The organism is Nocardia sp. NPDC087230 (assembly GCF_044744725.1).
Lineage (GTDB): Bacteria > Actinomycetota > Actinomycetes > Mycobacteriales > Mycobacteriaceae > Nocardia > Nocardia canadensis.
On sequence record NZ_JBIUYV010000001.1, the window covers coordinates 1251256 to 1275292 of the forward strand.

Here is a 24037-nt window from a genome sequence, read left to right on the forward strand (position 1 = left end):
CCCATGATCGTTTTCGCCACCTCGGACAAGGGCGGCACCGGACGGTCGGTGACCAGTTGCAATCTGGCCTACCGGCTGGGATTGCGCGGGATCAGCACGGCCTACCTCGACTTCGACTTCGGCTCGCCGACCGCGGGCGCGCTGTTCGAGATCAGCGCGGTGGAGCGGGGCACCGCCTCCGGCAGCGGCCTGCACTCGTACCTGCGCGGCCACAACAGCCTGCCGCAGCGCATCGACGTGCGGGCCAACACCAACCGGGACGCGTTGCGCAGCCAGCGATCTCGCGGCGGCAAGCTGGTCCTGCTGCCCGGCGACGAGGGCGGCGGCGAGGCCATGTCGGCCAACGACGCGCACGTGGTGCGCCGCTGCCGCGAGCTGCTGCTCGACCTGGACAGCACCTACAAGGTGGTCATCGTCGACCTGAGCGCCGGCCGGTCGGTGGCCATGCAGATCGCGCTGGAAGCGACGCGTCCCCAGGACATGCCGGACAAAGAGGTGTGCTGGCTGGTCTACCACCGCTGGACTCGGCAGCACCTGATGGCCGCCCAGGGCCTGGTGCACGGGCCCAAGGGCCTGCTGAAGACCGGCGTCGAACTCGGCTACGCCCCCGACGACCTGCTGGCCCGGATCCGCTTCGTCCGCACCGCCGTTCCGCGTGTCACCGACGAGCACGCGGCCAACGGCGGACCCCAGGCGGCGTGGCTGCTCAAGCAGAACGACGCGCTGCGCTCGCTGGCGGCCGAGTACCGGCTCGGGGCAGGCGCGCTGCTGGGGGAGACGCCGGTCGAGCCCGTGCTGCAGTGGCGGGAGCAGATCGTGCTCGACGCGGATGTGAACGCGGGTATCGCCAATCGCGCCACCGTCGACGCGTTCGAGGAACTGGCGCGGCGGCTGTGGGATCGCGCGACGTGGGTGCGGGTGTAACCGCAGGAAGACGCCGGGTGGGGACGATGCGCGCAATCGCGACAAAACTTGCGAAAGGGACTGGGGGAGGAGAAAATTCGATCGGGCGTGTCCGATCGATGGGCGCGCCGACGTGATGGCTAGAATCGCGACGATTCTATCCGGACGGGTTGACAGGGGCTGTGGTTGTGGGTGGCGCCGTCTACGCCGAGTCGACGGCGTCAGTGCGTGTCGAGGATGTACCGCTGTCGCATGTGTCCATCGAGGTCGGGCACTTCTACATGTCGGATCTGCTCAACGGTGAAGCGACGATCGCCGCCCAATTCCGGCGCGTGGCACCACTGCTCGAGGCGTTCACCGAGATCGCCAGGCAGGACTTCGCCGAGGCCGCAGGCGGTGCCTCGCGGGTGCGGGTGAGCACCTGCTTCCTGCTCGACGACTACTTCCAGACCGACGCCGATCCGCGCCGGATCGTGCCGAAACTGCTGCGTATCGCGCAGGAGTGCGGCGTCCGGATCGACTACCTGGCCAGTGAGGCCGGGTGCAGCCGGTATCTGCGCCGTCAGCACGACGAACCGCGGATCCCGCTGGCCCAGATGGTCGCCGACTCGATCGTGGCCGAACCGGCGCCGGGCAGTACCGGGCGCAGGCCACCGACCGCGGAATCCGGCTGGCTGTGCAACGGCGAGCGGTCCAGCGACCACGAGCCGGGCCACGCCATGGAGGTCAGCTATCGGCCGCCGGTGGAGTTCGCGGCGCGCAATCACAACATCTTCCTCGACGTCGAGATGTGGCGGGACCGGGGCGCCGGCCAGGACGTGCTGTGGTCGTGTCCGTTCCTGGCCTCGGTCTGGCAACTGCTGCGCCTGGGGATGCTGCGCTACGAGGGCAGAGCCATCGTGGACGCCGAGTACTGGCAGCCGGGCCACGAATGGCCGGCGCGCTGGGCGGACTTCCCGAGCGTGATCCGGCTGCAGGAGCGGGCGGCGCCGTTCGCCGCGTTCCGCTCCCTGTCGCTGCTGCCGCAGCGGTACGTGGGCATCGAGCACGCGGTGCGGATGATCCTCGACCATGTGCAGCCCGACCCCGCCGTCGTCGGGCTGATCACCCGGCGTGCGAGCGAGCAGGGGATCGCGATGACCGACGACGTCACCGACCGGCTCTCGCATTTCTTCCTCAGCAGCCTCTGATCCGATGCCGTCCCCAGCGCAGACGGGCTACGCTGCAGCAATGCAACTCAGCGGTGGACCGCTGGCGCTTCTGGGTGAAGTGCGCACCGGCCTGCTCCCGGAGTCGGCGGCACTGAGCCGCGGGTCGGCCGCGGAATTGCTGACCCTCGTACGGGGCAGGCGCGTGCAATCACGGGAACGGCCGGTCAGCTGGGCGCGGTCACCGGTGATCTCCGAAGGCGTCGACTGCCGGCTCGCCACCCCGACGCGCACCCGGGTGCGCGCGGTCGGGACCGTCGCTGCCCACGCCGTGGTCCTGGGCGGGCGGATCCTGCAGAGCTCGGCCACGGCCACCGTCACCGCCGGGCAGGGCACGCACCGGCGCGGCTGGGGGCACTACCTGAGCCGGATCGGCATCGTCGAGATCCTCACCCGGATACCGCCGGACATCGGCGCGCAGCTGGCCGACGGCTTCCTCGGTCCCGGCGACGCGGCGACGGCCACCCTGGACCCGGGCGCGATCGCGGCCCGGCTGCACATGCGGGTCCGCACCGATCCGATGCTGAATCAGAAGCCGCCGATCCAGACCAGTGCGTCGCGGCTGCGCTGGGCCGCGCGGGTGGACCGCGAGCAGGCGCCGAGCATGTCGTTCGTGCTGCTCGACGAGGAGACGCGGCTGGCCTCGGTCGTGGTCGGCGACGAGGCGGAACTGGCGGCGGTGCAGGGCTTCTGTGAGGACCTGGCCATGCACGACTGGCTGTTGACGGTGCTCACCGAGGTGATCGACGAGGCCGAGATGGCCGAGCTGTCGCGTAGCTCGCCCGCCCAGGTGCTCACCCCACTGCTGGAACACCTCGTGCACCTGTGGCTGCCCGGTGCGTTCACCCCCGCCCCGCTGCGTGGCCTGTGGACGGGGTTGGAAGCCGATCCCGGCTTCACCGTGCAGTGGAATTCCCGGATCGGGCAGCTGCGCGACCGGGTCGCGGTGGCGACCCTCGGGGCGCTGACCCGCAGCCAGTCGCGGTGGTGATCACAGCCGGAACAACTGGCGCACCAGCAGCGCGAAGAACACCGAGGTCGACACGATGCCGGCGTAGGACTCCACGATCAGGGTGGCCTGCGCGAACGATCCCAGCTTCGGCAGATCGTCGGTGCCTACCGGATTCAGGAAGTTCAGCAGTCCCACCCGCACGGCGGTGTTGACGCCGATCCCGGTGCTCGACAGATAGAAGACCCCGACGAACAGCGCGATCTCCACCGCGATCCAGGCCAGCAGCAGGAACGGCCGATAGCCGTAGCCGCACAGCAGATCCGAGGTCATCCCGGGCAGCCGCCGCCAGCGCGGACTGCGCGCCCTGGTCTTGGCGCGGGCCATGTTCAGGCCGCAGCGGTCCTGGCCACGCGGGTTCTCGGTGGTGGTGTGCAGGCGGTAGGCCTGCCGGTAGGCGAGCGCGGCGTGCGCGGGCAGCTTGTGCGCCGAGAGTTGTGCGCCGAGTTCCTCGTACACCTCGGCCAGCAGGATGGACTGGGTGCGGCTCAGGCGCAGCGGACCGCGGAATTCGACCTCGGCGGCGAACAGCGCGGTGAGCACGGTCTCGCAGGACAGCTCGCGCCCGGCGTTGTCGAGCATGTCCGGATCGGCGTCGCGGTAGAGATGGGCGAAGACCAGGCTGTCGCCGACCCGCCGGGTCGAGGGCGGCACGTAGTCGGCCAGGAACTGCTCGACGCGATGGTTGAGCTCGTCGAGCAGGGTGTATTCGCCCGCGGGTCCGGGCGCGCGCAGGAAATCGGCGACGACCTCGGCGAAAGCGCCCGCGTGCCTGCGGATCAGGGTGGTCTTGGAGGCGACGAAGTCGCCGAGCCGATCGTGTTCGGCGTAGTCGGTCATCCCTCGTCGACCGGCCCACGGTCCTTGTACCACCGGCGATCGGTGGGATCGGCGTTCGGCCAATCGGGAACGATGCGGTGCACCAAAAGATCTCGCGGTTCCCCCACCCCGAAATACTGGTCCTCGTAGCCCGCCCAGACGAAGCCGGAATTCTTGTACAGCGTCGCCGCGGGCACGTTCGACGGGCGAACCGTGATGAAGACGGCGTCGACCTGCGACGAACGACATTGCGCGACAGCGAGATCGAGCAGCGACCGGCCCAGTCCCCGGCCCTGATAATTCGCCGAGACGGCCAGGCCGATCAGCCAGGCGGAATCCGGTCCGACGGCCACCATCGCGTACCCGCAGAGCGAACCATCCACATCGGCCACCTGCCAATGTGATCCGTGGATATCGAACAATTGCCGAATGGCGAAATAGGGGTAGGCCAGTGGCCTGAACTCGCTCGATTCGAGCTCGGCGATGGCGGCCAGATCATCGACCGTTGCGGATCGGAATCGTAACTCTGCCTGCTCGTTCGAGATGTTCAATACCGCTCACCTCTGCCGCCCCGGTGCAAGTCTGGACTCCAGGGTAAGCGCAGATCGGTGATCGCGGCCACAACCACGGACGAAAAGTGTTGTCACACAGCCGAAAGCCACGTTCGGTGAGGGGAGCCGAACGTGGCTTTCGGGGTCGCGCTGGGTGGATCAGACGCTGGCGTAGGCCAGCGAGGGCGCCCGGTCGGTGGCGAAGCTGGTGCGCAGGTAGCACCACCAGGTGACCGCCGCCATCACCAGGAACACCACGGCGTAGGCCCAGAAGGCGGGGGCCATGGTCTTGAGGTGGACGTTGGACAGGCGCAGCGCCTGCTGGACGACGAAGCCACCCGCGGCGCCGACCGCGCCGATGACGCCGATGGCGGCGCCGGCCTGACGCTTGGCCGAGATGGCGGCTTCGGCGATGTCGATGCCGTGCTCGGCGGCGTACTTCTTGGAGGTGGCGTTGAAGATCGACGGGATCATCCGGTAGGTGGAACCGTTGCCGATGCCGGCCAGGACGAACAGCGCCAGGAAGGCGACCAGGTAGAGCGGGAAGCTCTTCAGGTCCACCGCGAGGACGATGAACGCGACCGAGATCGACATGCCGCCGAAGACGTAGACGGTGATCTTGGCGCCACCGCCGACCTTGTCGGCGACCCAGCCACCGAACGGACGGCTGAACGAACCGACCAGCGCGCCGAGGAAGGCGAGGTTACCGAGGGTGGTGATCCAGCTGATCTTGGCCAGGTCCGGGAAGGTGGCCTTGATCAGGGTCGGGAAGGCGAAGGAGAAGCCGATGAACGAACCGAAGGTGCCGATGTAGAGGAAGGCCATGATCCAGGTGTGGCGGTTGGTCAGGGCCAGCTTGTAGGACTTGCCGTCGGACTTCGCCTCGGCGATGGAGTCCATGAAGTACAGCGCGCCCACGGTGGCGACCGCGATGAACGGCAGCCAGAACAGCACCGCCAGGGTGATGCCGAAGCGGTAGCCGCCCGCGTCCTTGGCCATCACGTGGGTGCCGAAGGTGATCAGCAGCGGCACGATCAGCTGGGTCTGCGCGACGCCGAGGTTGCCACCGGCGGCGTTGAGGCCCAGCGCGGCGCCCTTCTTGCCCTCGGGGAAGAAGAACGAGATGTTGGCCATCGAGGACGAGAAGTTACCGCCACCGACACCGGCCAGCGAGGCCAGCACGAGGAAGACCCACATCGGCGTTCCGGGCTGGTTGACGAAGTAGAGGATGCCCAGGGTCGGGATGAACAGCATCGCCGCGCTGAAGGCGGTGAAGGCGCGACCACCGAACTTCGGGACGGCGAAGGTGTAGGGGATGCGCAGGGCGGCGCCGACCAGGGTCGGGATGGAGGTCAGCAGCAGGGCGTTGCTGACCGCGGTCGGGTTGCCCTTGCCCAGTCCGGCCAGGAAGTCGAAGCCGGCCGCGCCCATGGCGGTGACGATGGAGCCCCAGATCACCCAGATGCTGAAGCCCAGGTTCTCGGCGAAGACCGAGAACCAGAGGTTCTTGCGGGCGGTCTGCTTGCCGCCGGCTTCCCAGAACGCCGGATTGTCAGGATTCCACTGGGTCAGCCAGCGACCCTTCTTCTGATATTCGAAGGACGGGGATTCCGTCTCCTGGCCGGTGGCGGCGATTGCGGTCATCGGCTTCCTCTCGATCGGGCTCGATAGAGGCGCATCGGATTTCGTGGCGTTCGATGCGCTTCTTGCGGGGTCGAGATAAAGGTAGAAGCCGGTTGTTGCGTGACAATGGCCTCAGGTGACGTTCCAGCCAACTCACGCTCACCGTGGAAAACGCGGACCGGTGACCGGCCGGAAACCTGGATGTAGGACAGCCGCCGTTCGCTGTACTCAGCGATCGGGGTACTCGGCGATCAGCGAGCCGAGGAAACAACGGGTCGCCTGCATCGCCTTGTCGGCGTCACCGTCGATCACGGCCTGCACGAGTTCGGCGTGCTCGGTGTCGTAGGCGTCGTCGGAGCGGGCGGTGCGCGCGTGGATCACCTGCTCGATGATCGGCAGCAGCGAATCGTAGAACTCCAGGTATACCGCGTTGTGGCTGGCGACGACGATCGCGCGGTGCAGTTCCACGTCGGCGGCGATGGCGACCGGGTCGGGTTCGGTCCAGTTGCGGTTGCTGCGCTCGGCGAGCAATCGGCGCAGGGTGGCGATGTCGGCGTCGTCGCGGCGGCGTGCGGCCAGGCCGGCGGCGGTGGTGTCGAGCGCCTGGCGGAGTTCGAGGATGTCGCGCTCCTCGGCGTCGGCGAAGAACTTGCCCAGGGTGCCGCCGACCTCGGAGGTGGCGATCACATAGGTGCCCGAGCCCTGCCTGCGTTCGAGCATGCCCGCGTGCACGAGGGCCTGGACGCCTTCGCGGACGGTGTTTCGCCCGGTCCCGGTGAGCTCGGTGAGTTCCGGTTCCGTGGGAATTCGCTGGCCCACGGGCCAACGGCCGGAACGGATCTCGGCCCGAAGCTGCTCGGTGACCTGAGCGATGAGGCTGGTTCGCCGGACGGGTTGCACGTCAGCCAGGGTACTCACCCGCCGCCCCGCGAATATCGGCCAGACTCAGGTGCGTGCAGATCTGGGGCCGCGGCAAGCCTTGGGTGCGGGGTCGGGTGAGCCCGTCCCCGGTGAGTTGTCCATGTTCTCGCGTTGGAGATCGCTCACAGTCCCTTGGCGTTAGTCATCGGGTCATCCTATGATTTGTCGGTGACCGCGACCCTCCCCGATGCCCGAACTCTGCCCGATTCCGGTACGCGCAGTCGTACCCGCGCACTGATCGAAGGCCGCCTGCTCGTGCTGGCGGCCATTGTCATGTCCGCGCTGACGTTGCGCGCCGCGGTCACCGCGTTCAGCCCGCTGGCGGAGGAGATCGGCGCCGATATCGGGTATGGGACCGCGATCGTCGGCGTGTTCGGCATGCTGCCGACCGCGATGTTCGCCATCGCCGGGCTGGTGACGCCGCTGCTGGTGCGCCGGTTCGGGCTGGAGCGCACGGTGCTCATCGCGATGCTGCTGGCCGGGACGGGGTCGCTCACCCGCGTGTTCTCCGCGGGCACGGGCGAGCTGCTGGCCTTCTCCGGTGTGGTGCTGCTCGGGATGGGTATCGGCAATGTGGTGATCCCGCCGCTGGTGAAGCGGTATTTCGCCGATCAGCTGGCCGCGATCAGCTCCTTGTACATCGTGATGGTGCAGTTGAGCACCGTCGTCCCCGCGTTCGTCGCGGTGCCGCTGGCGGAAGACCACGGGTGGCGGATCTCGATGGGTGTGTGGGCGCTGGTCGGCTTCGCCGCCGCGGTGCCGTGGGTGTTCGTCCTGCGCGACCGCAAGGGCCGCGACCGGCACGACGTCACCGCCCTGCCCGTCGATTCGGCGACGGACACCGGCAGGATCTGGCGTTCGCCGGTGGCCTGGGGGATGGCCGCGATGTTCGGCATGACCTCGCTGACCACTTACGCCATGTTCGCCTGGCTGCCCAAGATCCTGTCCGACGCGGGGGCGAGCGCCGGTTTCGGCGGCAGCATGGTCGGCCTGTTCGCGCTGATGGGCCTGATCCCCGCGCTCGGTGCGCCGACCGTGGTCTCGCGGATGCGCAATCCGTTCCCCGTCGTGGTGGCCTGCATGGTGCTGTTCGTCGTCGCCTTCGCCGGTCTGCTGATCGCGCCCATGGGCGCGCCGGTGCTGTGGGTGGTGCTGCTGGGCCTCGGCCCGAGCACTTTCCCGATGGCGCTGACCCTGATCAACCTGCGCACCCGCACCCCGCGGGGCTCGGCGGCGCTGTCCGGGTTCACTCAGGGCGTCGGGTACGCCGTCGCCTGTGTCGGTCCGTTGCTGTTCGGCATGCTGCACACCTGGACCGGCGGCTGGCCGGCCCCGTTCGCCCTGCTCCTGGTCGCCCTCGGCGTGCTGCTGGCTGGTGCCTGGCAGGCCTGCAAACCGCGGATGCTCGAAGACACCTGGAATTGAGCCGAGAAAATCTCACCGCTCGAGTTGCACGCGTGTGCGTCGAGAGTAATGCTGTGTAGGTCACACCCTCACGGGTGATTCCGACGATTTCTGGCCGCTTCCTTACCTGCGGAAATCGTTGTGTCACACGCCGGAAACAAACGGGCTGATCTCACCTACCCGAAGCGCGGTAGGTGAGAAACCGTTGATTCGCGCGACATTTCCCGCAGCATTCCGGCAATACCCATTTCCTACCGTTGGGCCATCGCACTTTTGGGAGGCCCAACTTGAGCACGCTGAAGCGTAACCACGACATCGAGCACTGGGATGCCGAAGATGTCGCGGCCTGGGAGGCCGGCGGCAAGGACATTGCCAAGCGCAACCTGATCTGGTCGGTCTTCGCCGAGCACATCGGGTTCTCGGTGTGGTCGATCTGGTCGGTGATGGTGCTGTTCATGCCCGCCGACAAGTTCGGCATCGACCCGGCGGGCAAGTTCTTCCTGGTCGCCATGCCGACCCTGGTCGGTGGGTTCCTGCGGATCCCCTACACCGTGGCCACCGCTCGCTTCGGCGGTCGCAACTGGACGATCTTCAGCGCGCTGCTGCTGGTGGTCCCGCTGCTGCTGACGCTGTACTTCGTCACCCAGCCGGGCACCTCGTACACGACCTTCCTGGTCGTCGCCGCGTTCGCCGGTGTCGGCGGCGGCAACTTCGCCTCGTCGATGACCAACATCAACGCCTTCTATCCGCAGCGGCTCAAGGGCTGGGCGCTGGGCATGAACGCGGGCGGCGGCAACGTCGGTGTCCCGGTAATCCAGCTGCTCGGTCTGTTGGTGCTGGTCACCCTCGGCGGCGACTACGCCTACCTCATCTGCGCGATCTACCTGGTCCTCGTCGCTCTCACCGCGGTCGGCGCGGCGTTGTACATGGACAATCTGACCAACCAGAAGGCCGACCTGTCCTCCATGGGCACGGCCCTGCGGGTGCCGCAGTCCTGGGCGATCGCCTTCCTGTACATCGGCACCTTCGGTTCGTTCATCGGCTACAGCTTCGCCTTCGGCCAGGTCCTGCAGATCAGCTTCAAAGCCGGTGGCGACACCGCCGCCCAGGCCGCTGTGCACGCCGCCTCGATCGCCTTCATCGGCCCGCTGCTGGGTTCGCTGGCCCGCCCCTACGGCGGCAAGATGGCCGACCGGATCGGCGGCAGCAAGGTCGCGCTCGGCACCTTCGGCGCCATGATGGCCGCCGCGCTGATCGTGATCTTTGCTTCGACCATGGCCGACCGCAACAACGGCGTCGCCTCCGGCGCCACCATGGCCTTCCTGGTCGTCGGCTTCATCGCCCTGTTCGTGCTCTCCGGTTTCGGCAACGGCGCCGTCACCAAGATCATCCCGTCGGTGTTCGAGGCCAAGTCCAAGAGCCTGCCGCTCCCGCGTGCCGAGCAGGCCGCGTGGTCGCAGAACGCAGGCGGCGCCCTGATCGGCTTCGTCGGCGCGATCGGCTCCCTGGGCGGCGTCGGCATCAACATGGTGCTGCGCTCGTCCTACTCCGCCACCGCCTCGGCCACCACCGCGTTCTGGGTGTTCCTCGCCTTCTACGTGGTCTGCGCGGCCGTCACTTGGACGGTGTTCCTGCGCCGTCCCCGCCTGTCCGTGCCTACCGACTCCGATGTCGTGGTCGAGGCCGAGTCCCTGGTCCTCGAGGCCGAAACCAACGCTTCGTCGGCCAAGACGTCGGCTCGCTGACTACCGACCACTACCAAGGAGGTCACTCTCATGAACAGCACTCGCAAGACAGTGGTCGTGGTCGGCCACGGCATGGTCGGTCACCGCTTCGTCGAGGCCCTGCGCTCGCGCGACGAGGCAGGCGAATGGCGGATCGTCATCCTCTCCGAGGAGAAGCTGCCCGCCTACGACCGCGTCGGCCTGTCCTACTACGTCGGCAGCTGGAAGGCCGAGGAGCTGGCGCTGCCGGGTAACACCTACGACGGCGACGCCCTGGTCGAGCTGCGGCTGGGCCAGCGCGGCGAAGCCATCGACACCGCGGCCAAGACCGTCACCAGCTCCAACGGCGACGTCATCGCCTACGACGCGCTGGTCATGGCGACCGGTTCCTACCCGTTCGTCCCGCCGGTGCCCGGCCACGATCTGCCCGAGTGCTTCGTCTACCGCACCATCGACGACCTCGACGGCATCCGCGCCGCCGCCGAAGCCGCCGGTCCCGGCGCGCACGGCGTCGTCGTCGGTGGCGGTCTGCTCGGCCTGGAAGCCGCCAACGCGCTGCGGCTGATGGGCATGACCCCGCACGTGATCGAGTACAACGACCGCCTGATGCCCGCCCAGGTCGACGCCGGTGGTGGCGCGATCCTGGAGAAGCTGGTCAGCGACATCGGCCTCAACGTGCACACCGGCGTCGGCACCGCCAAGATCGTCTCGATCGAGGAGGAGGGGGCGAACAACGTCACCCTGCACCTGTCGGACGAGTCCGAGATCCACGCCTCGCTGGTGGTGTTCTCGGCCGGTATCCGACCGCACGATGCCCTGGCCAAGGCCGCGGGCCTCGAGATCGGCGCCCGCGGCGGCATCCTGACCGACCTCGCCCTGCAGACCTCGGACCCGAGCGTCTACGCCATCGGTGAGTGCGCCGCGATCGAGGGCATCTGCTACGGCCTGGTCGCCCCCGGCTACACCACCGCCGAGATCGTCGCCGACCGGCTGCTCGGCGGCGCCGGCGAGTTCCCCGGCGCCGACATGTCGACCAAGCTCAAGCTCATGGGCGTCGACGTCGCCTCCTTCGGTGACGCGCACGGCACCACCGAGGGCGCGCTCGAGGTCGTGCTGCACGACGCGGCCAAGGGCACCTACGCCAAGCTGGTCGTCTCCGACGACGCGCAGACCCTGCTCGGCGGCATCCTCGTCGGCGACGCCAGCCAGTACGCGGCCCTGCGTCCGCTGGTCGGCCGTCCGCTGCCCGCCGACGCCGCCGCGCTGATCTCGCCGGCCGGCGCCGAACTGGGCGCCGACGCGCTGCCCGACGACGCCCAGATCTGCTCCTGCAACAACGTCAGCAAGGGCGCGATCTGCGGCGCCATCGCCGAGGGCGCCTGCGACATCCCCGGCATCAAGAGCTGCACCAACGCCGGCACCTCCTGTGGTGGCTGCGTGCCGATGATCAAGAAGCTGCTCGAGCAGTCCGGCGTGGAGATGTCCAAGGCGCTGTGCGAACACTTCACCCAGTCGCGCGCCGAGCTGTTCCAGGTCGTGCAGGTCACCGGCATCCGCACCTTCTCCGAGCTGATCGCCAAGCACGGCAAGGGCACCGGCTGCGATATCTGCAAGCCGACCGTCGCCTCGATCCTGGCCTCGACCTCGAGCGATCACATCCTCGACGGCGAGCAGGCCGCGCTGCAGGACACCAACGACCACTTCCTGGCCAACATGCAGAAGAACGGCACCTACTCGGTGGTGCCGCGGATGCCCGGTGGTGAGGTCACCGCCGAGCAGCTGATCGTCATCGGTGAGGTCGCCAAGGAGTTCGACCTCTACGTCAAGGTCACCGGTGGTCAGCGCATCGACCTGTTCGGCGCGACCGTGGAGCAGCTGCCGCTGATCTGGAAGCGCCTGGTCGACGCGGGCATGGAGTCGGGCCACGCGTACGGCAAGTCGCTGCGCACCGTCAAGAGCTGCGTCGGTTCCACCTGGTGCCGCTACGGCCAGCAGGACTCGGTCGGTATGGCCGTGCTGCTGGAGAAGCGCTACCGCGGCCTGCGCTCGCCGCACAAGCTGAAGCTGGCCGTCTCGGGCTGCGCCCGGGAGTGCGCCGAGGCCCGCGGCAAGGACGTCGGCGTGATCGCCACCGAGCACGGCTGGAACCTCTACGTCGGCGGCAACGGCGGCCTGACTCCCAAGCACGCGGTGCTGCTGGCCGGCGACCTCGACGACGAGACGCTGATCCGCTACATCGACCGCTACCTGATGTTCTACATCCGCACCGCCGACCGCTTGCAGCGCACCGCGCCCTGGCAGGAGGCGCTCGAGGGCGGCATCGACTACCTCAAGGCCGTCGTGTGCGAGGACAGCCTGGGCATCGCCGACGACCTGGAGGCCGCGATGGCCAAGCACGTCGACGGCTACAAGGACGAGTGGGCGGCCGTGCTCGAGGACGAGAACAAGCTCTCGCGCTTCGTCTCGTTCGTCAACGCCCCTGGCGAAGCCGACCCGACCATCTCGTTCGACGACAGCGGCGAGCGCAAGGTGCCTGTGCTTCTCGGCCTGCCCGGCATGCCCGCCGGTGTTGGCTCCGACACAGCAGCGGCCGGGAAATAAGCGCTTAACCCTGCGGAAACAGGGCGCCTGTACCAATAGGTAAGGCGTTCGGAGGAGGAACCGATGACCGTTATCGACACACCCACCATCACCACGGAGACGGCGACCTGGACACAGGCGTGCCGACTCGACTTCCTGATCCCGGGCCGCGGCGTTGCTGTCCTGCTCAAGGGTGGCAAGCAGGCCGCCCTGTTCCTACTCACGGACGGCACCCTCGCCGCCGTCGGCAACATCGATCCGTTCGGCCGGGCCGCGGTGATGTCGCGCGGCATCGTCGGTGATCGCGGTGGCATTCCGGTCGTCGCCTCGCCCCTGCTCAAGCAGGCTTTCTCGCTGATCGACGGTCGTTGTCTGGACGACCCGACCAAGTCCCTCCCGGTCTACGCCGTGCAACTCGACGGTGGCGTCGTCGCGGTATCCAACGAGCCGGTGCAGGTCGCGGCCCTCGAATCCTCGGACGGCTGATTTCATGACTGCTCCCACCGACAGTGGCCCCGGCCTGGCCGGCTTCACCATCGGCGTGACCGCCGCGCGCCGCGCCGAGGAATTCGGCACCTTGCTCACCCGCAAGGGCGCGACCGTGGTCTCTGCCCCCGCCATCCGCATCATCCCGCTGGCCGACGACACCGAGCTCGAGCGCGTCACCGAGCTGCTGATCGCCGATCCGCCGCAGATCACCGTCGCCACCACCGGCATCGGTTTCCGCGGCTGGATGGAAGCGGCCGAGGGCTGGGGTCTGGCCGAGACGCTGCGTGACACGCTCGCCTCGACTCGGATGCTGGCCCGCGGCCCCAAGGCCAAGGGCGCGATCCGCGCCGCCGAACTGCGCGAGGAATGGTCGCCCGCCTCGGAGTCCTCGGCCGAGGTGCTCGATCACCTGCTCGCCGAGGGCGTCGAAGGCGTCCGCATCGCGGTGCAGCTGCACGGCGCGACCACCGAGTGGGAGCCGGTTCCCGACTTCTGCGAGGTGCTGCGCTGCGCGGGCGCCGACGTGGTCCCGGTGCCGGTGTACCGCTGGGAGCCGCCCGCCGATCGCGGCCCGATGGACGCCATGATCGAGTCGATCATCTCCGGCAGTCTCGACTGTGTCACCTTCACCAGCGCCCCGGCCGTGGCCTCGCTGCTGATGCGGGCCAAGGAGACCGGCCTGCTCGAGTCCGTGCTGCACGCGCTGCGCGGGCGCGTGCTCGCGGCCTGCGTCGGCCCGATCACCGCCGCGCCGCTGGAGGAGCTCGGCGTGCCGACCACCATGCCGGGCCGTGCGCGGCTCGGCGCGCTGGCCCGCCACGTCGCCGAGGAGCTGCCGCGCCGGGCGAGCCGGATCTACGCGGCCGGTCACCTGATCAGCGTGCGTGGTGGCTGCGTCGTCGTCGACGGTGAGGTGCGTCAGCTGGCGCCCGCGCCGATGGCGTTGATGCGGTCGCTGGCCCGTCAGCCCGGCCGGGTCGTCTCCCGCGAGGACCTGCTCTCGGCCCTGCCCGGCGGCGGCGACGACACCCACGCCGTGGAGACCGCGATCGCCCGGCTGCGCGCCGGTCTGGGCACGCCCAAGGCGATCCAGACCGTGGTCAAGCGTGGCTACCGGCTGGCGCTCGACGCCGCGGACTGCTCGGACACCCCGGCGGCCCGCCCGCCGGTGCAGCCGCCGCACCAGGCCGGGATCGGCACGCCCGCCCGGTCGCCGCGCCCGGCGCAACCGATCGGAGTCTGGTGAGCACCGCGCGGCCGGATGAGCCGGCCCTGGTGCTGGTCGCGCACGGCACCCGCAGCGCGCGCGGTGTGGAGATGATCGCCGCGCTCGCCGACGCGGTGGCCGCCGAACTCGGCGCCGCGGTTTCGGGGCGCGGCGCCGAGGGCGCGGACTCCGACGGCGCCGCGCCCAACGCGGCGCTGCGGACCGCCTTCGTCGACGTGCTCGGCCCGTCACCGTCGGAGGTCCTGCGCGACCTCGACGGTCCGGCCGTCGTCGTGCCCGCCTTCCTCGCCTCGGGCTACCACGTCTACCAGGACGTGCCGCGCGAAGTCGCCGAGAGCGGACACGCCGAGGTCGCGGTCACCGCGGCCATGGGCCCCGATCCGGCGCTCACCAGGATCATGGCGGTGCGGCTGCGGGCCGCCGGCTGGCGTCCCGGTGACGCGGTGGTCTTCGCCGCCGCGGGATCTTCGGACGCGCGAGCCCGCCAGGACGTCCGCCGGGCGGCGGGCATGCTGGCCGAACAACTCGGCGTGCCGGTGCGGATCGCCTACGTCGCGACCGGGGCGCCGCGGGTGCCCGAGGTCGTCGCCGAACTGCGGGAAGCGGGTGCGGGGCGGGTCTTCGTCGCCTCCTATCTGCTGGCCCACGGCCTGTTCCACCAGCGCCTGCACGACGCGGGCGCCGACGGGGTGGCCGAGCCGATCGGTGTCCATCCCGCGGTGGTCCGCCTGATCGCGGACCGATACCGCACGGCCGCACGGGAACTCGTCCGCGCCCGGGTGCGCTGACCGAGTTGTCCGCGTCCGCGCCGAGGTCCGCCGCCGCTGTGCGCGACGGCCTCGCGCGGGTGCGCGGACCTCGTCGGACGCGCGTCGCCGCTGCCCGGTGAGTACGGGCTCCGGCGGCTAGAGTTGGGCCCGACTTCACAGCGAGGGGGCACCGTGCAGGATTCGTCGGCGGACCACGAGGATCCGCGACCGCACCAGGACGAGCTGACGTCGTATCCCGACGCGATTCCGCAGGCACCGGCCAACCAGAGCGCGGCGGTGCCACCGTCCCCGAGTGGCGTCGGGGGGCCCACGCCGTATCCGCCCCCGGTGGTACCCCCGAGTTCCGGGGCACCGTACCCGCCCCCGCCGAATGCGGCGAGCGCTCCCTCCCCGAATCCGGCTGCGCACCAGCCATATCCACACGCCACGGGTCACCCGGGCGGGCCCTACCCGCAGGCCGGGCCCGGCGCCGGCCCCGCGATCTATCCGTCGGCGGTGCCCGGTGGGCAGGTGCCCTACGCGGACGCCGGGCCCGGCAGCCCTGCGCCCTATCCGTCGGCGGTGCCGGGCGGGCAGTCGCCCTATCCGCCGGCGACCCCCTTTCCAACGGCAGCGCCGGTCGACGCGGGCCCGAAAGTGGTTCCGCAGAATGTGCAGATCGCGTTCTACGTGATGCTGGCCGGCGCGGTGGTCACCCTCCTCAGTGCCGCCTACCTGCTGACCACGATCGACCGGATCCGCTCGGACGCGCTCGACGCCTCGGGCGGGGTCTTCCGCGGCGACGACCTCGACGTCGTCGTGTACGCGGGGCTCGCGGGCGGGATCCTGGTCTCGCTGGTGACGGCGGGGCTGTGGGTGTGGATGGCCTTCGCCTGCCGCGCGGGCAAGAACTGGGCCCGTATCACCGGCACGGTGTTCTTCGGCCTCAATGTGTTGTCCTCGGCTGTCAGCGTGATCAGCGTGTTCGCCACCGGATCCCGGACCGACCTGCAATCGATGGCCTTCACCGTGGTGACCGTGATCATCGGCCTCGCCGCGGTGATCCTGCTCTGGAACCCCCGCTCCGCCGCCTTCTTCGCCCCGGCCCCACCGCCGGGATACCAGCCCTACCCGCCTACCGGGCCCTGGTGAAGTTCGCCCGGTAGGTGCTCGGGGGGACGCCGAGCTGGCGGATCATGTGCTGCCGCAACGATTCCGCCGACCCGATCCCGCTGTGCCTGGCCACCTGCTCGATCGGCAGCGACGTCGATTCCAGCAGCTCCCTGGCCCGGTGCAGGCGCTGGTGCAACAGCCATTTCTGCGGGCTGAGCCCGGTCTCCTCGTGGAAGCGCCGGGTCAGCGTGCGCACACTCGTGGTGGCGTGCTCGGCGAGTTCGCGCAGCGACAGGGGAGTGTCGAGCCGGGTCAGTGCCCAGGCACGGGTGGCCGAGAGCGAGAGGTCGTCGTCGGGCGGCAGCGCGGTGTCGACGAACTGGGCCTGCCCGCCGGGACGCACCGGCGTCACCACGGCGGCCCGAGCCGCCTCGTTGGCGACGGTGGCACCGTAGTCCTGGCGAATCAGGTGCAGGCACAGGTCGATTCCCGCGGCGGCGCCTGCCGAGGTGGTGACCGGGCCGTCCGCGACGAACAGCGCGTCGGTGCGCACCCGGACGCCCGGATGCGCGTCCGCCAGTTCGTCGGCCAGCGCCCAGTGCGTGGTGGCGGCCCGCCCGTCGAGCAGTCCGGCCTGGGCCAGGACGAAAGCGCCGCTACAGATCGAGGTGACCAGGGTGCCCCGGTCGACGGCGGCGCGCAGCGCGGCCAGGATGGCCGGTTCGGCGTCGGTCCGGGCGCCGGTGCTGGGCACGATCACGGTGTCGGCCGACTCGAGGACGTCTAGCCCGTGCGGGATCACCACGTCGAACCCGCCCGAGTTCGCGAGCACCACACCGGGTTCGGCGGTGCACACCAGCACGCGATAGCCGGGCGCGCCGTCGATCGTCACCGATTCCATCAGCGATCCCGGCATGGCCAGATCGAACGACTTCACCGGGGGAACCGCGACGACGGCGACAGTCTTCATGGCCTGATCCTTGGGATAGCTGGCATTCCGGCCACTAGTCTAGCCCGCTCCCGCCCGGCATCGTTGACAGTGCACCCGGCGAACAGCGCCGAATCGCCTGAAATACATTGCTGGAAAAGAGAATTCACATGACCAAGCATGTCGTGATCGGTCGCGGGGCGACCGCGTCCGCCACTGCGCTGCGCCTCGCCGAGTCCGGCGACCGCGTGACGATGATCAGCCGCGGCGGCCTCGGTCCCGACCACCCCGGCATCGACCGCGTCGCCCTCGACGCCACCGACACCACCGCGCTGATCGCGCAGGCCACCGGTGCCGAGACCGTGTTCAACCTCGCCATGCCCGCGTATCACACGTGGCCGGAAACCGTTCCGCCCCTGTTCGGTTCGATCAGGTCCGCCGCCGAGGCCACCGGCGCGAACCTGGTGATGATGGGCAATCTCTATGGCTACGGACCCGTCGACGGCATCGTCGACGAGGCGACACCGCTGGCCGCCGCCGGCAGCAAGGGCGAGGTCAGGGCCAGGATGTGGATCGAGGCGCTGGCCGCGCACGAGGCGGGCAGGCTGCGGGTCACCGAGGTGCGGGCGGGCCAGTTCCTCGGCGCGGGCGCGGTCTCGGTCTTCTCCCTGCTGGTGCAGCCCGCGGTGCTCGCGGGCGCACCGGCGAAGGTGCCGCAGGCGCTGGACCTGGCGCATTCGTTCACCGCGATCGACGACGCCGCCACGGCGCTGGTCGCCGTCGCCCGCGACGACCGCGCGTGGGGTCGTGCCTGGCACGCGCCGATGATCACCACCACCGTGCGCACGGTCGCGGGCCGGCTGGCGGCATTGGCCGGTGCGCCCGAGCCCGACCTCGCTGTGCTGGCGGACGCCGAGATCGCCGAACTGGCGCAGGGTGATCCGTTCTGGGGCGAACTCTTCGAGACCGCGCACATGTCGCACCGGGAGTTCGTTGCCGACGATTCCGCACTGCGCACCACCTTCGGCGTCACCGCCTCCGCGCTCGGCGAGGTGCTGCGCGCGGTCCTGCCCGAGGGTGCGACAGCGGGGATGCTCTAGGTTTGCCGACGCCGTGCGCGACGGCGGACACGAGCCCGTCAATGCCGGATATCGGCCGTTCGGTAGGGCATGCTCGGGGTATGCGTCGGCTCCTGTGCGGTGTGCTCGTGCTGCTCGGCTGTGGGTTCGTGATCGCGCCGCGCGCGGTGGCGGAGGCGGGGATCATCGACGTCCGGCCGCTCGGTGGCAGGCAATACGAAGTGGTCGTGTATTCGGCGGCGATGAACCGCCCGATCACGCTGTGGCTGTCGCATCCCGGCGCGGGAGCGCCCGCGCTGTATCTGTTGAACGCGGTCGACGGCGGGGAGAGCGGCGGGCCCTGGATGCGCCGCACCGACGTGGTGGACTTCTTCGCCGACAAGCCGGTCAATGTGGTGGTCCCGATCGGCGGCCGGGCCAGCATGTACACCGACTGGCAGCGCGACGACGCGATCCTGGGCCGCAACAAGTGGACGACCTTCCTCACCGGCGAACTCCCACCGCTGCTCGATCAGCGCTTCGGCATGACCGGCGCCAACGCGGTCGCCGGCCTGTCGATGTCGGCCACCTCGGCGCTGAACCTGGCCATCGCCGCGCCCGGCCTCTACCGCGCGGTCGGCGCGTTCAGCGGGTGCACTCAGACCGCGAACCCCTTGGCGCAGGCGCTGGTTCGCGCCCAGCTGGCGACCTTCGCCGCGGACGCCACCAACATGTGGGGCGGCCCGATCGACCAGGCCTGGATCGGCAACGACCCGGTCGTGCAGGCCGAACGCCTGCGCGGGACCGCGATCTACCTGTCCGCGGGCAACGGCATCCCGGGTCAGCACGAGGCGATCAACGATCCGAGCATCGCGGGCAATCTCGGCGTGCTGGTCGACCGGCTGCTGGTCGGCGGCACGATGGAGGCAGTCGCGGGCAGCTGCACCGGCCCGATGGCGGCCCGGCTGGCCCAGCTCGGCATCCCCGCCGACGTGCGTTTCCGGACCGCGGGCACCCACGCCTGGCCGTATTGGCAGGACGACGTGCACGATTCGTGGCCGATGTTCGCCGCCGCCCTCGGCCTCTGAAAACTGTCGGTGCCCCGGCGCACACTGGGTCCATGGCCTATGACGAGGAACTCGCCGAGCGCATCCGGGAGATCGTCTACCCCGGACCGGATCTGGTCGAGCAACCGATGTTCGGTGGACTCGCGTTCCTGGTCGGCGGCAATATGGCCGTCGCCGCCAGCGGCAAGGGCGGGCTGCTGGTGCGGGTCGACCGGGCCGAGGGGGAGTCGCTCGTCGACGGGCTGTCGGTGTCGCCGATGGTGATGGGCGGGCGGGAGATGGTGGGCTGGCTGCGGGTCGACACCGCCGCCGTCGCCGACGACGCGGTGTTGCGCGAGTGGGTCGAGCGCGGCGTGAGCTACGCCAGAACCCTGCCGCGAAAAAAGTAGAGAGAACTTCGATGGATGTGTCGAGACCGCGTGCTCGGCTCCGACCAGTGGGTGACAGCAAGCCTGCGCATCACCCTCCCGAAGGAGCACATCATGTCCGTCAACACCTTCCTCTGGTTCGATACCGACGCCGAAGCGGCCGGTGAGCTCTACGCCGCGACGGTGCCGAATTCGCGCGTCGTCGAGGTCACCCGGCAGGCCGACGGCTCGGCCTTCATCGTCACCCTCGATCTCGACGGTCAGGCCGTCACGCTGATGAACGGCGGACCGGCGCATCCGCACACCGACGCCGCCTCGCTGCAGGTCGTCGTGGACACCCAGGACGAGGTCGACCGGCTGTGGGACACCCTGTCCGAGGGCGGCGAGCCCGGCCCGTGTGGCTGGCTGAAAGACCGGTTCGGGCTGTCCTGGCAGGTCGTGCCTTCGGTGCTGCCGAAGCTGATGAGCGGCGACACCGACCGGGTCATCGCGGTCGGCACCGCGCTGCGGTCGATGTCCAAGCTCGACATCGCCGCTCTGCAACAGGCCTACGACCAGGCCTGAGGCCCGATACGTCGACGGCCGCCGCGGATCGGTAGTCCGCGGCGGCCGTCGAGGCGTGTCGGGTCGGGTCAGCCCGCCGAGCCGGTCAGCAGACCGCCCAGGTCGGCCGAGCCGGTGCCGGTGCCGCCGCCGGGCGTCGTCGGCTTCGTGGTGACCTCGACGGTGACGGTCTTGGAGCTGATCAGTTCCTGCACGGCCTTGATCTCGTGCGAACCGGGGGTCGTCGGGGTCCAGGTGATGGTGGCCTTGCCGTCGGAGACCGAGACCGGCTCGCCGATCTGGGTGCCGTTGTCGGTGAAGGTCACCTTGAACAGGAACGACGTCGCGGTGACATCGGCGGTGACGGTGTAGGCCGTGCCGACGTAGTGGGTGCTGCCACTGACGGTGACACCCTGGACGAGTGCCGAGGCCTGCGGCGCCACCAGGACGCCTGCCGCGGCGACCGCGGTGAAAGCTGTGAGTCCGAAGCCGGCCCGCCGAGCCTGGTTGGTCTGCATGGTTGTTCTCCTGTATCGCGCTGTCCCACCGCTGTGGGTGTGGCGACACTATCGACCCGGTCGCCGCGCTGTCCGGGAAACAGAAAAACGACTGTTTAAAATTGTCGCGACCGCTTCGTCACAGGTGACGCCGGAATCATCCCGTGCGGATGAGGCGATCGCGGCGGCTGTCGTCGAGACTGGACACATGCCGACGTCGGATGCGGTTCGCTACCAGTTCGTCATCGAGGGCGAACTCACGGAACGTGCTGTCGCCGCGTTCCCGGAGCTTCGGCGTAGCGCCCATTCGCCGACCGGAACCACCACCCTCTACGGCGAGCTGGCCGACAACACCGCCATGCGCGGCGTGCTCGCCCGCATCGATGTCCTCGGGCTCACCCTGCTCGGAATGTCTCGCCTGCCCGATTGATCGTGAGGTTGCCGAACGATAGCCGGTTGCGGCAAACCCTCACGATGACGTCGATCTCATAACGAGCGCGTCGACGCCGCACCACCGGCGAACGCGCTGGTCGCGTTTGGCCTACCGTCGAACCTGCTGGTGGATCGACCCCGCGGGGAGATGACGAGCTGAGGAGTGTGGTGGTGGCAACCTCGTACCGCGCGTTAGCTGACGACGTCTCGGCGGTCGGTGTCCAGATTCCCGAGCTGTCCTTCGCCTCCGTGCGCTCCGGCGACCTCGCCGCCCGGCTCGACCGCGCGCACGCCGCGGGCGGGCACACGGTGCTGGTGTCCGGCCCGGCGGGCAGCGGCAAGACCGTCGCCCTGGTCGACTGGGTGACCCGGTCACGCAAGGCTCGCGCGGCCACCGTCGGCTGGCTCACCGTCACCGCGCGCCTGGCGGACAGCGGCGAGCTGCTCCCCACGATCGCGCGGCTCCTGCACCGCCCCGCCGACGCCGTCGACACGACCCTGCGCACCCCGGCCGACCAGGCCGCCGACCTGGTCGACGCGCTGGCCGCGCGGGCCGAGCACGCCGTCCTGGTGCTCGACGACGCCCACCTGATCACCGACCCGCTGCAGCTGGCGGGCCTGGAGTACCTGCTCGCGCACCTGCCCGGCACGGTCACCGTGCTGCTGGCGGGCCGGTTCGATCCGCCATTGCGCTGGCACGCGCTGGAGCTGGGGGGCAGGCTGACCCGGATCGGTGTGGGCGAACTGGCGCTCTCGCCCGAGCGGATCGTCCAGCTGTTCGCCCAGCACGGCTGCCGGCTCGACGACGACGAGCTCGCCACGGTGCACTCGCTGACCCGCGGCTGGGCCGCGCTGGTCCGGATCGCCGCGATCTACGTGGCCGCCAACGGCGAGGATCGCGATACCGCGCTCACCACGCTGGCCCGGCCGTCACACGCGGTCGCGGATTTCCTGGTCGCGGAGCTGATGCAGTCGCTGCCCACGTCGACCCTGGATTTCCTGCTGGTCACCGCGATTCCCACCCGGTTCTGCCTGCCGCTGGCGGAGGAATTGGCCGGTGAGAACGCGGCCCGGATCGTCGACGAACTGCTGCGGGCCAACTTCCCCATGCAGACCGTGGCCGACGCGGGTCAGCTCTGGCACAGCTACCACCCGCTGCTGCGGGCGTATCTGCTGGCCGAGGCCGCGCACTCGCGGGCCGACCGCCTGCCCACCGTGCACCGTCGCGTCGCCGAGTGGTTCGGGGCGGCCGCGCTGCCGGGCCCCGCGCTCGAGCACGTCCTGGCCGAACCGGGCGCGCCCGGCCTGGTGTCGTTCCTGCGGGACTGGGGCCCGCGCATGGTCCTCGACGGCGCGGGCCAGCAGGTGCTCGCCGCCATGGAGTATCTGCCGGATGCGACCGAGGACACCTTCGTGCGGCTGCTACGCGCGGCGGTCGCGGTGGAGGCGGGTGAGATCGCCGCCGCCGAGGTCTATCTCGAGGCCGCGCATCTCGGGTCCGAGCAGGTCTCGCGGCTGGTTCCCGATGCCTGGACGGTCTCACTGGACCGGGCGGTCAGCGCGGGGCTGGCTGTGCTGGTGGGGGATTCGGCCTCGATGAGCTGGCCGCTGCCCGCGGTGACCGGCCAACCCGACCTGGATTGCTACGCCGCGCTGCACTGCGGTACCGCCGAGGTCACCGGCGGCGCGATCGACAGCGGCATCGCCGCGTTGCGGCACGCCATCGTGCACGCGGAGGAAGTAGGGCTCGGCAGCGTCGCGGTGCGGGCCCGGACCGCGGTCGCGGTCGCCGCCGGGTACGCGGGCCGGGTCGGAGACCTGCGAGCCCTGGCCGCCGCCGCGCGCGACTGCGCCGATCGCTACGACCTGGCGCAGGCTCCCGAAGGCGTGTTCGCCCGGCTGATCGAGGCCTACGGTGCGTACCAGCAAGGCGAGGCCGTGCAACTGCCACTGCCCGGTCAGCCCGGTGGGCCGGCGGCGGAGGCGAGCGCCCCGGCGCCCGCCCGGCAGGCCGCCGTGATCACCGGCGTGCTGATGTTCGACGCGGCCCCCGATCGCGCGGCCGCCGCGACCCTGCTCTGTACCCAGACCCACCGCCTGCTCGACGACTCCCCGGCGGCCTTCGGCATCGGCACGCTGGTCACCGATGTGCTGTGGGTGCTGCTGCGTCTACAGGCCAAGACCGACGCCCAGCACCTGGTCGATCACGCGACCCGGGTGTTCGGGTCGACCCCGCAGCTGGCCGTCGCCGAGGCGGCCCTGGCCGTCTACACCCATCGGCCCAGCGCGGCGCTGACCATCCTCGAGCCGCTGCTCGGCGGAGCCCCGCGGCTGACGGCGGGCGCCCTGGTCACCGCCAGGCTGCTGGAGGGCGTCGCCGCCGACCGGCTGGACCGGCCGCGCAAGGCCGAGGACGCGTTCGAGCAGGCACTCGCCCTCGCGTGCGGCGAACGGCTGATCCGCCCGTTCCTCGACGTGCCCGGCGCGGCCGAGACCCTCGACCGCCTGGGCGGGCGGTTCGGACGCTTCGACGCCTTCGTCGACCTGGTCCGTTCGCATCGCGCGCCCGCCACCGACGCGCCGCAGCTCACCGAGACCGAGCTGGCGGTGCTGCGCCAGCTCCCGTCCGGCATGACCGCGATCAATATCGCCGCGAACATGGGCGTCTCGGTGAACACCGTGAAGACCCACCTGCGCGGCATCTACCAGAAGCTCGGCGTCAACGCCCGCGCCGACGCGATCGGCAGCGCCCGCCGCGTCGGCCTGATCTGATACCGCCCGAACTCACCCACAACGGGTGATTTCCCGCCCGTCCCGCGCGGA

General features: G+C 69.9%; 22 protein-coding genes. 16 read left to right on the top strand and 6 right to left on the bottom strand.

What is annotated here, in order from left to right; translation table 11 throughout:
- Positions 1-3: 3 nt before the first annotated feature.
- From ACIO52_RS05995 to ACIO52_RS06005, 3 genes are all read left to right on the top strand, one after another.
- On the top strand, positions 4-924 hold the full coding sequence (locus ACIO52_RS05995; RefSeq protein WP_218718033.1) for an SCO2523 family variant P-loop protein: 921 nt from the start codon (positions 4-6) through the stop codon (positions 922-924).
- Between the two features lie 167 nt (positions 925-1091).
- Positions 1092-2093, top strand: coding sequence for an SCO2522 family protein (locus ACIO52_RS06000; protein WP_218718045.1), 1002 nt, complete (start codon positions 1092-1094; stop codon positions 2091-2093).
- Positions 2094-2133: 40 nt separating this feature from the next.
- Positions 2134-3102: an SCO2521 family protein gene (locus tag ACIO52_RS06005; RefSeq protein ID WP_218718032.1), complete on the top strand. Its 969-nt coding sequence runs from the start codon at positions 2134-2136 to the stop codon at positions 3100-3102.
- On the opposite strand, the gene ACIO52_RS06010 is transcribed toward ACIO52_RS06005, so the two are convergent.
- From ACIO52_RS06010 to ACIO52_RS06025, 4 genes are all read right to left on the bottom strand, one after another.
- A complete protein-coding gene (locus ACIO52_RS06010; RefSeq protein WP_218718031.1) occupies positions 3103-3960 on the bottom strand; it encodes a hypothetical protein in 858 nt (285 codons plus the stop codon).
- Entirely contained in the window at positions 3957-4490 is a 534-nt protein-coding gene (locus tag ACIO52_RS06015) for a GNAT family N-acetyltransferase (RefSeq protein WP_402642007.1), read from the bottom strand. Before ACIO52_RS06015 ends, ACIO52_RS06010 begins: the two co-directional genes overlap by 4 nt.
- Before the next feature lie 159 nt (positions 4491-4649).
- The gene (locus ACIO52_RS06020; protein ID WP_218718029.1) at positions 4650-6134 is read right to left on the bottom strand and encodes an MFS transporter; all 1485 of its coding nucleotides are present in this window, start codon (positions 6132-6134) and stop codon (positions 4650-4652) included.
- A 207-nt stretch (positions 6135-6341) separates the two neighbouring features.
- Positions 6342-7013, bottom strand: a complete 672-nt coding sequence (locus ACIO52_RS06025; protein WP_218718028.1) for a FadR/GntR family transcriptional regulator — start codon at positions 7011-7013, stop codon at positions 6342-6344.
- Positions 7014-7202: 189 nt separating this feature from the next.
- Between ACIO52_RS06025 and ACIO52_RS06030 the strand changes: the two genes are divergently transcribed.
- The 7 genes from ACIO52_RS06030 (at position 7203) to ACIO52_RS06060 (ending at position 16360) form a co-directional block, all read left to right on the top strand.
- On the top strand, positions 7203-8459 hold the full coding sequence (locus ACIO52_RS06030) for an MFS transporter (protein WP_316575869.1): 1257 nt from the start codon (positions 7203-7205) through the stop codon (positions 8457-8459).
- A gap of 266 nt (positions 8460-8725) precedes the next feature.
- Positions 8726-10183, top strand: a complete 1458-nt coding sequence (locus ACIO52_RS06035) for a nitrate/nitrite transporter (RefSeq protein WP_316575868.1) — start codon at positions 8726-8728, stop codon at positions 10181-10183.
- A 30-nt stretch (positions 10184-10213) separates the two neighbouring features.
- Positions 10214-12763 (top strand): nitrite reductase large subunit NirB, encoded by a 2550-nt coding sequence (nirB, locus tag ACIO52_RS06040; protein ID WP_316575867.1) that lies wholly within the window; start codon positions 10214-10216, stop codon positions 12761-12763.
- A 63-nt stretch (positions 12764-12826) separates the two neighbouring features.
- A complete protein-coding gene (nirD, locus tag ACIO52_RS06045) occupies positions 12827-13228 on the top strand; it encodes a nitrite reductase small subunit NirD (RefSeq protein ID WP_218718024.1) in 402 nt (133 codons plus the stop codon).
- Positions 13229-13232: 4 nt separating this feature from the next.
- Entirely contained in the window at positions 13233-14477 is a 1245-nt protein-coding gene (locus ACIO52_RS06050) for a uroporphyrinogen-III synthase (protein ID WP_218718023.1), read from the top strand.
- A gap of 71 nt (positions 14478-14548) precedes the next feature.
- Positions 14549-15247 (top strand): sirohydrochlorin chelatase, encoded by a 699-nt coding sequence (locus ACIO52_RS06055; RefSeq protein WP_218718044.1) that lies wholly within the window; start codon positions 14549-14551, stop codon positions 15245-15247.
- 477 nt (positions 15248-15724) lie between these two features.
- Positions 15725-16360 (top strand): hypothetical protein, encoded by a 636-nt coding sequence (locus ACIO52_RS06060; RefSeq protein ID WP_402642012.1) that lies wholly within the window; start codon positions 15725-15727, stop codon positions 16358-16360.
- On the opposite strand, the gene ACIO52_RS06065 is transcribed toward ACIO52_RS06060, so the two are convergent.
- On the bottom strand, positions 16344-17291 hold the full coding sequence (locus ACIO52_RS06065) for a GlxA family transcriptional regulator (RefSeq protein ID WP_402642015.1): 948 nt from the start codon (positions 17289-17291) through the stop codon (positions 16344-16346). The genes ACIO52_RS06060 and ACIO52_RS06065 overlap by 17 nt on opposite strands.
- A gap of 128 nt (positions 17292-17419) precedes the next feature.
- Here ACIO52_RS06065 and ACIO52_RS06070 point away from each other — a divergent pair, with 128 nt between their 5' ends.
- The 4 genes from ACIO52_RS06070 to ACIO52_RS06085 all read left to right on the top strand — a co-directional run bounded on the left by ACIO52_RS06070 (position 17420) and on the right by ACIO52_RS06085 (position 20306).
- On the top strand, positions 17420-18349 hold the full coding sequence (locus ACIO52_RS06070; protein ID WP_316575864.1) for an NAD-dependent epimerase: 930 nt from the start codon (positions 17420-17422) through the stop codon (positions 18347-18349).
- 80 nt (positions 18350-18429) lie between these two features.
- Positions 18430-19395: an alpha/beta hydrolase gene (locus ACIO52_RS06075; RefSeq protein ID WP_402642019.1), complete on the top strand. Its 966-nt coding sequence runs from the start codon at positions 18430-18432 to the stop codon at positions 19393-19395.
- A 32-nt stretch (positions 19396-19427) separates the two neighbouring features.
- Positions 19428-19763 carry a TfoX/Sxy family protein gene (locus ACIO52_RS06080; RefSeq protein ID WP_316575862.1) on the top strand — a complete coding sequence of 112 codons (336 nt, stop codon included), beginning with the start codon at positions 19428-19430 and terminating at the stop codon, positions 19761-19763.
- Positions 19764-19856: 93 nt separating this feature from the next.
- A complete protein-coding gene (locus ACIO52_RS06085; RefSeq protein ID WP_316575861.1) occupies positions 19857-20306 on the top strand; it encodes a VOC family protein in 450 nt (149 codons plus the stop codon).
- 68 nt (positions 20307-20374) lie between these two features.
- Here the strand turns inward: ACIO52_RS06085 and ACIO52_RS06090 are convergent, their stop codons facing one another.
- Entirely contained in the window at positions 20375-20803 is a 429-nt protein-coding gene (locus ACIO52_RS06090; RefSeq protein WP_316575860.1) for an Ig-like domain repeat protein, read from the bottom strand.
- Positions 20804-20990: 187 nt separating this feature from the next.
- Here ACIO52_RS06090 and ACIO52_RS06095 point away from each other — a divergent pair, with 187 nt between their 5' ends.
- Positions 20991-21212: a hypothetical protein gene (locus ACIO52_RS06095; protein WP_218718015.1), complete on the top strand. Its 222-nt coding sequence runs from the start codon at positions 20991-20993 to the stop codon at positions 21210-21212.
- Between the two features lie 173 nt (positions 21213-21385).
- Entirely contained in the window at positions 21386-23986 is a 2601-nt protein-coding gene (locus ACIO52_RS06100) for a LuxR C-terminal-related transcriptional regulator (RefSeq protein ID WP_218718014.1), read from the top strand.
- Positions 23987-24037: the final 51 nt, after the last annotated feature.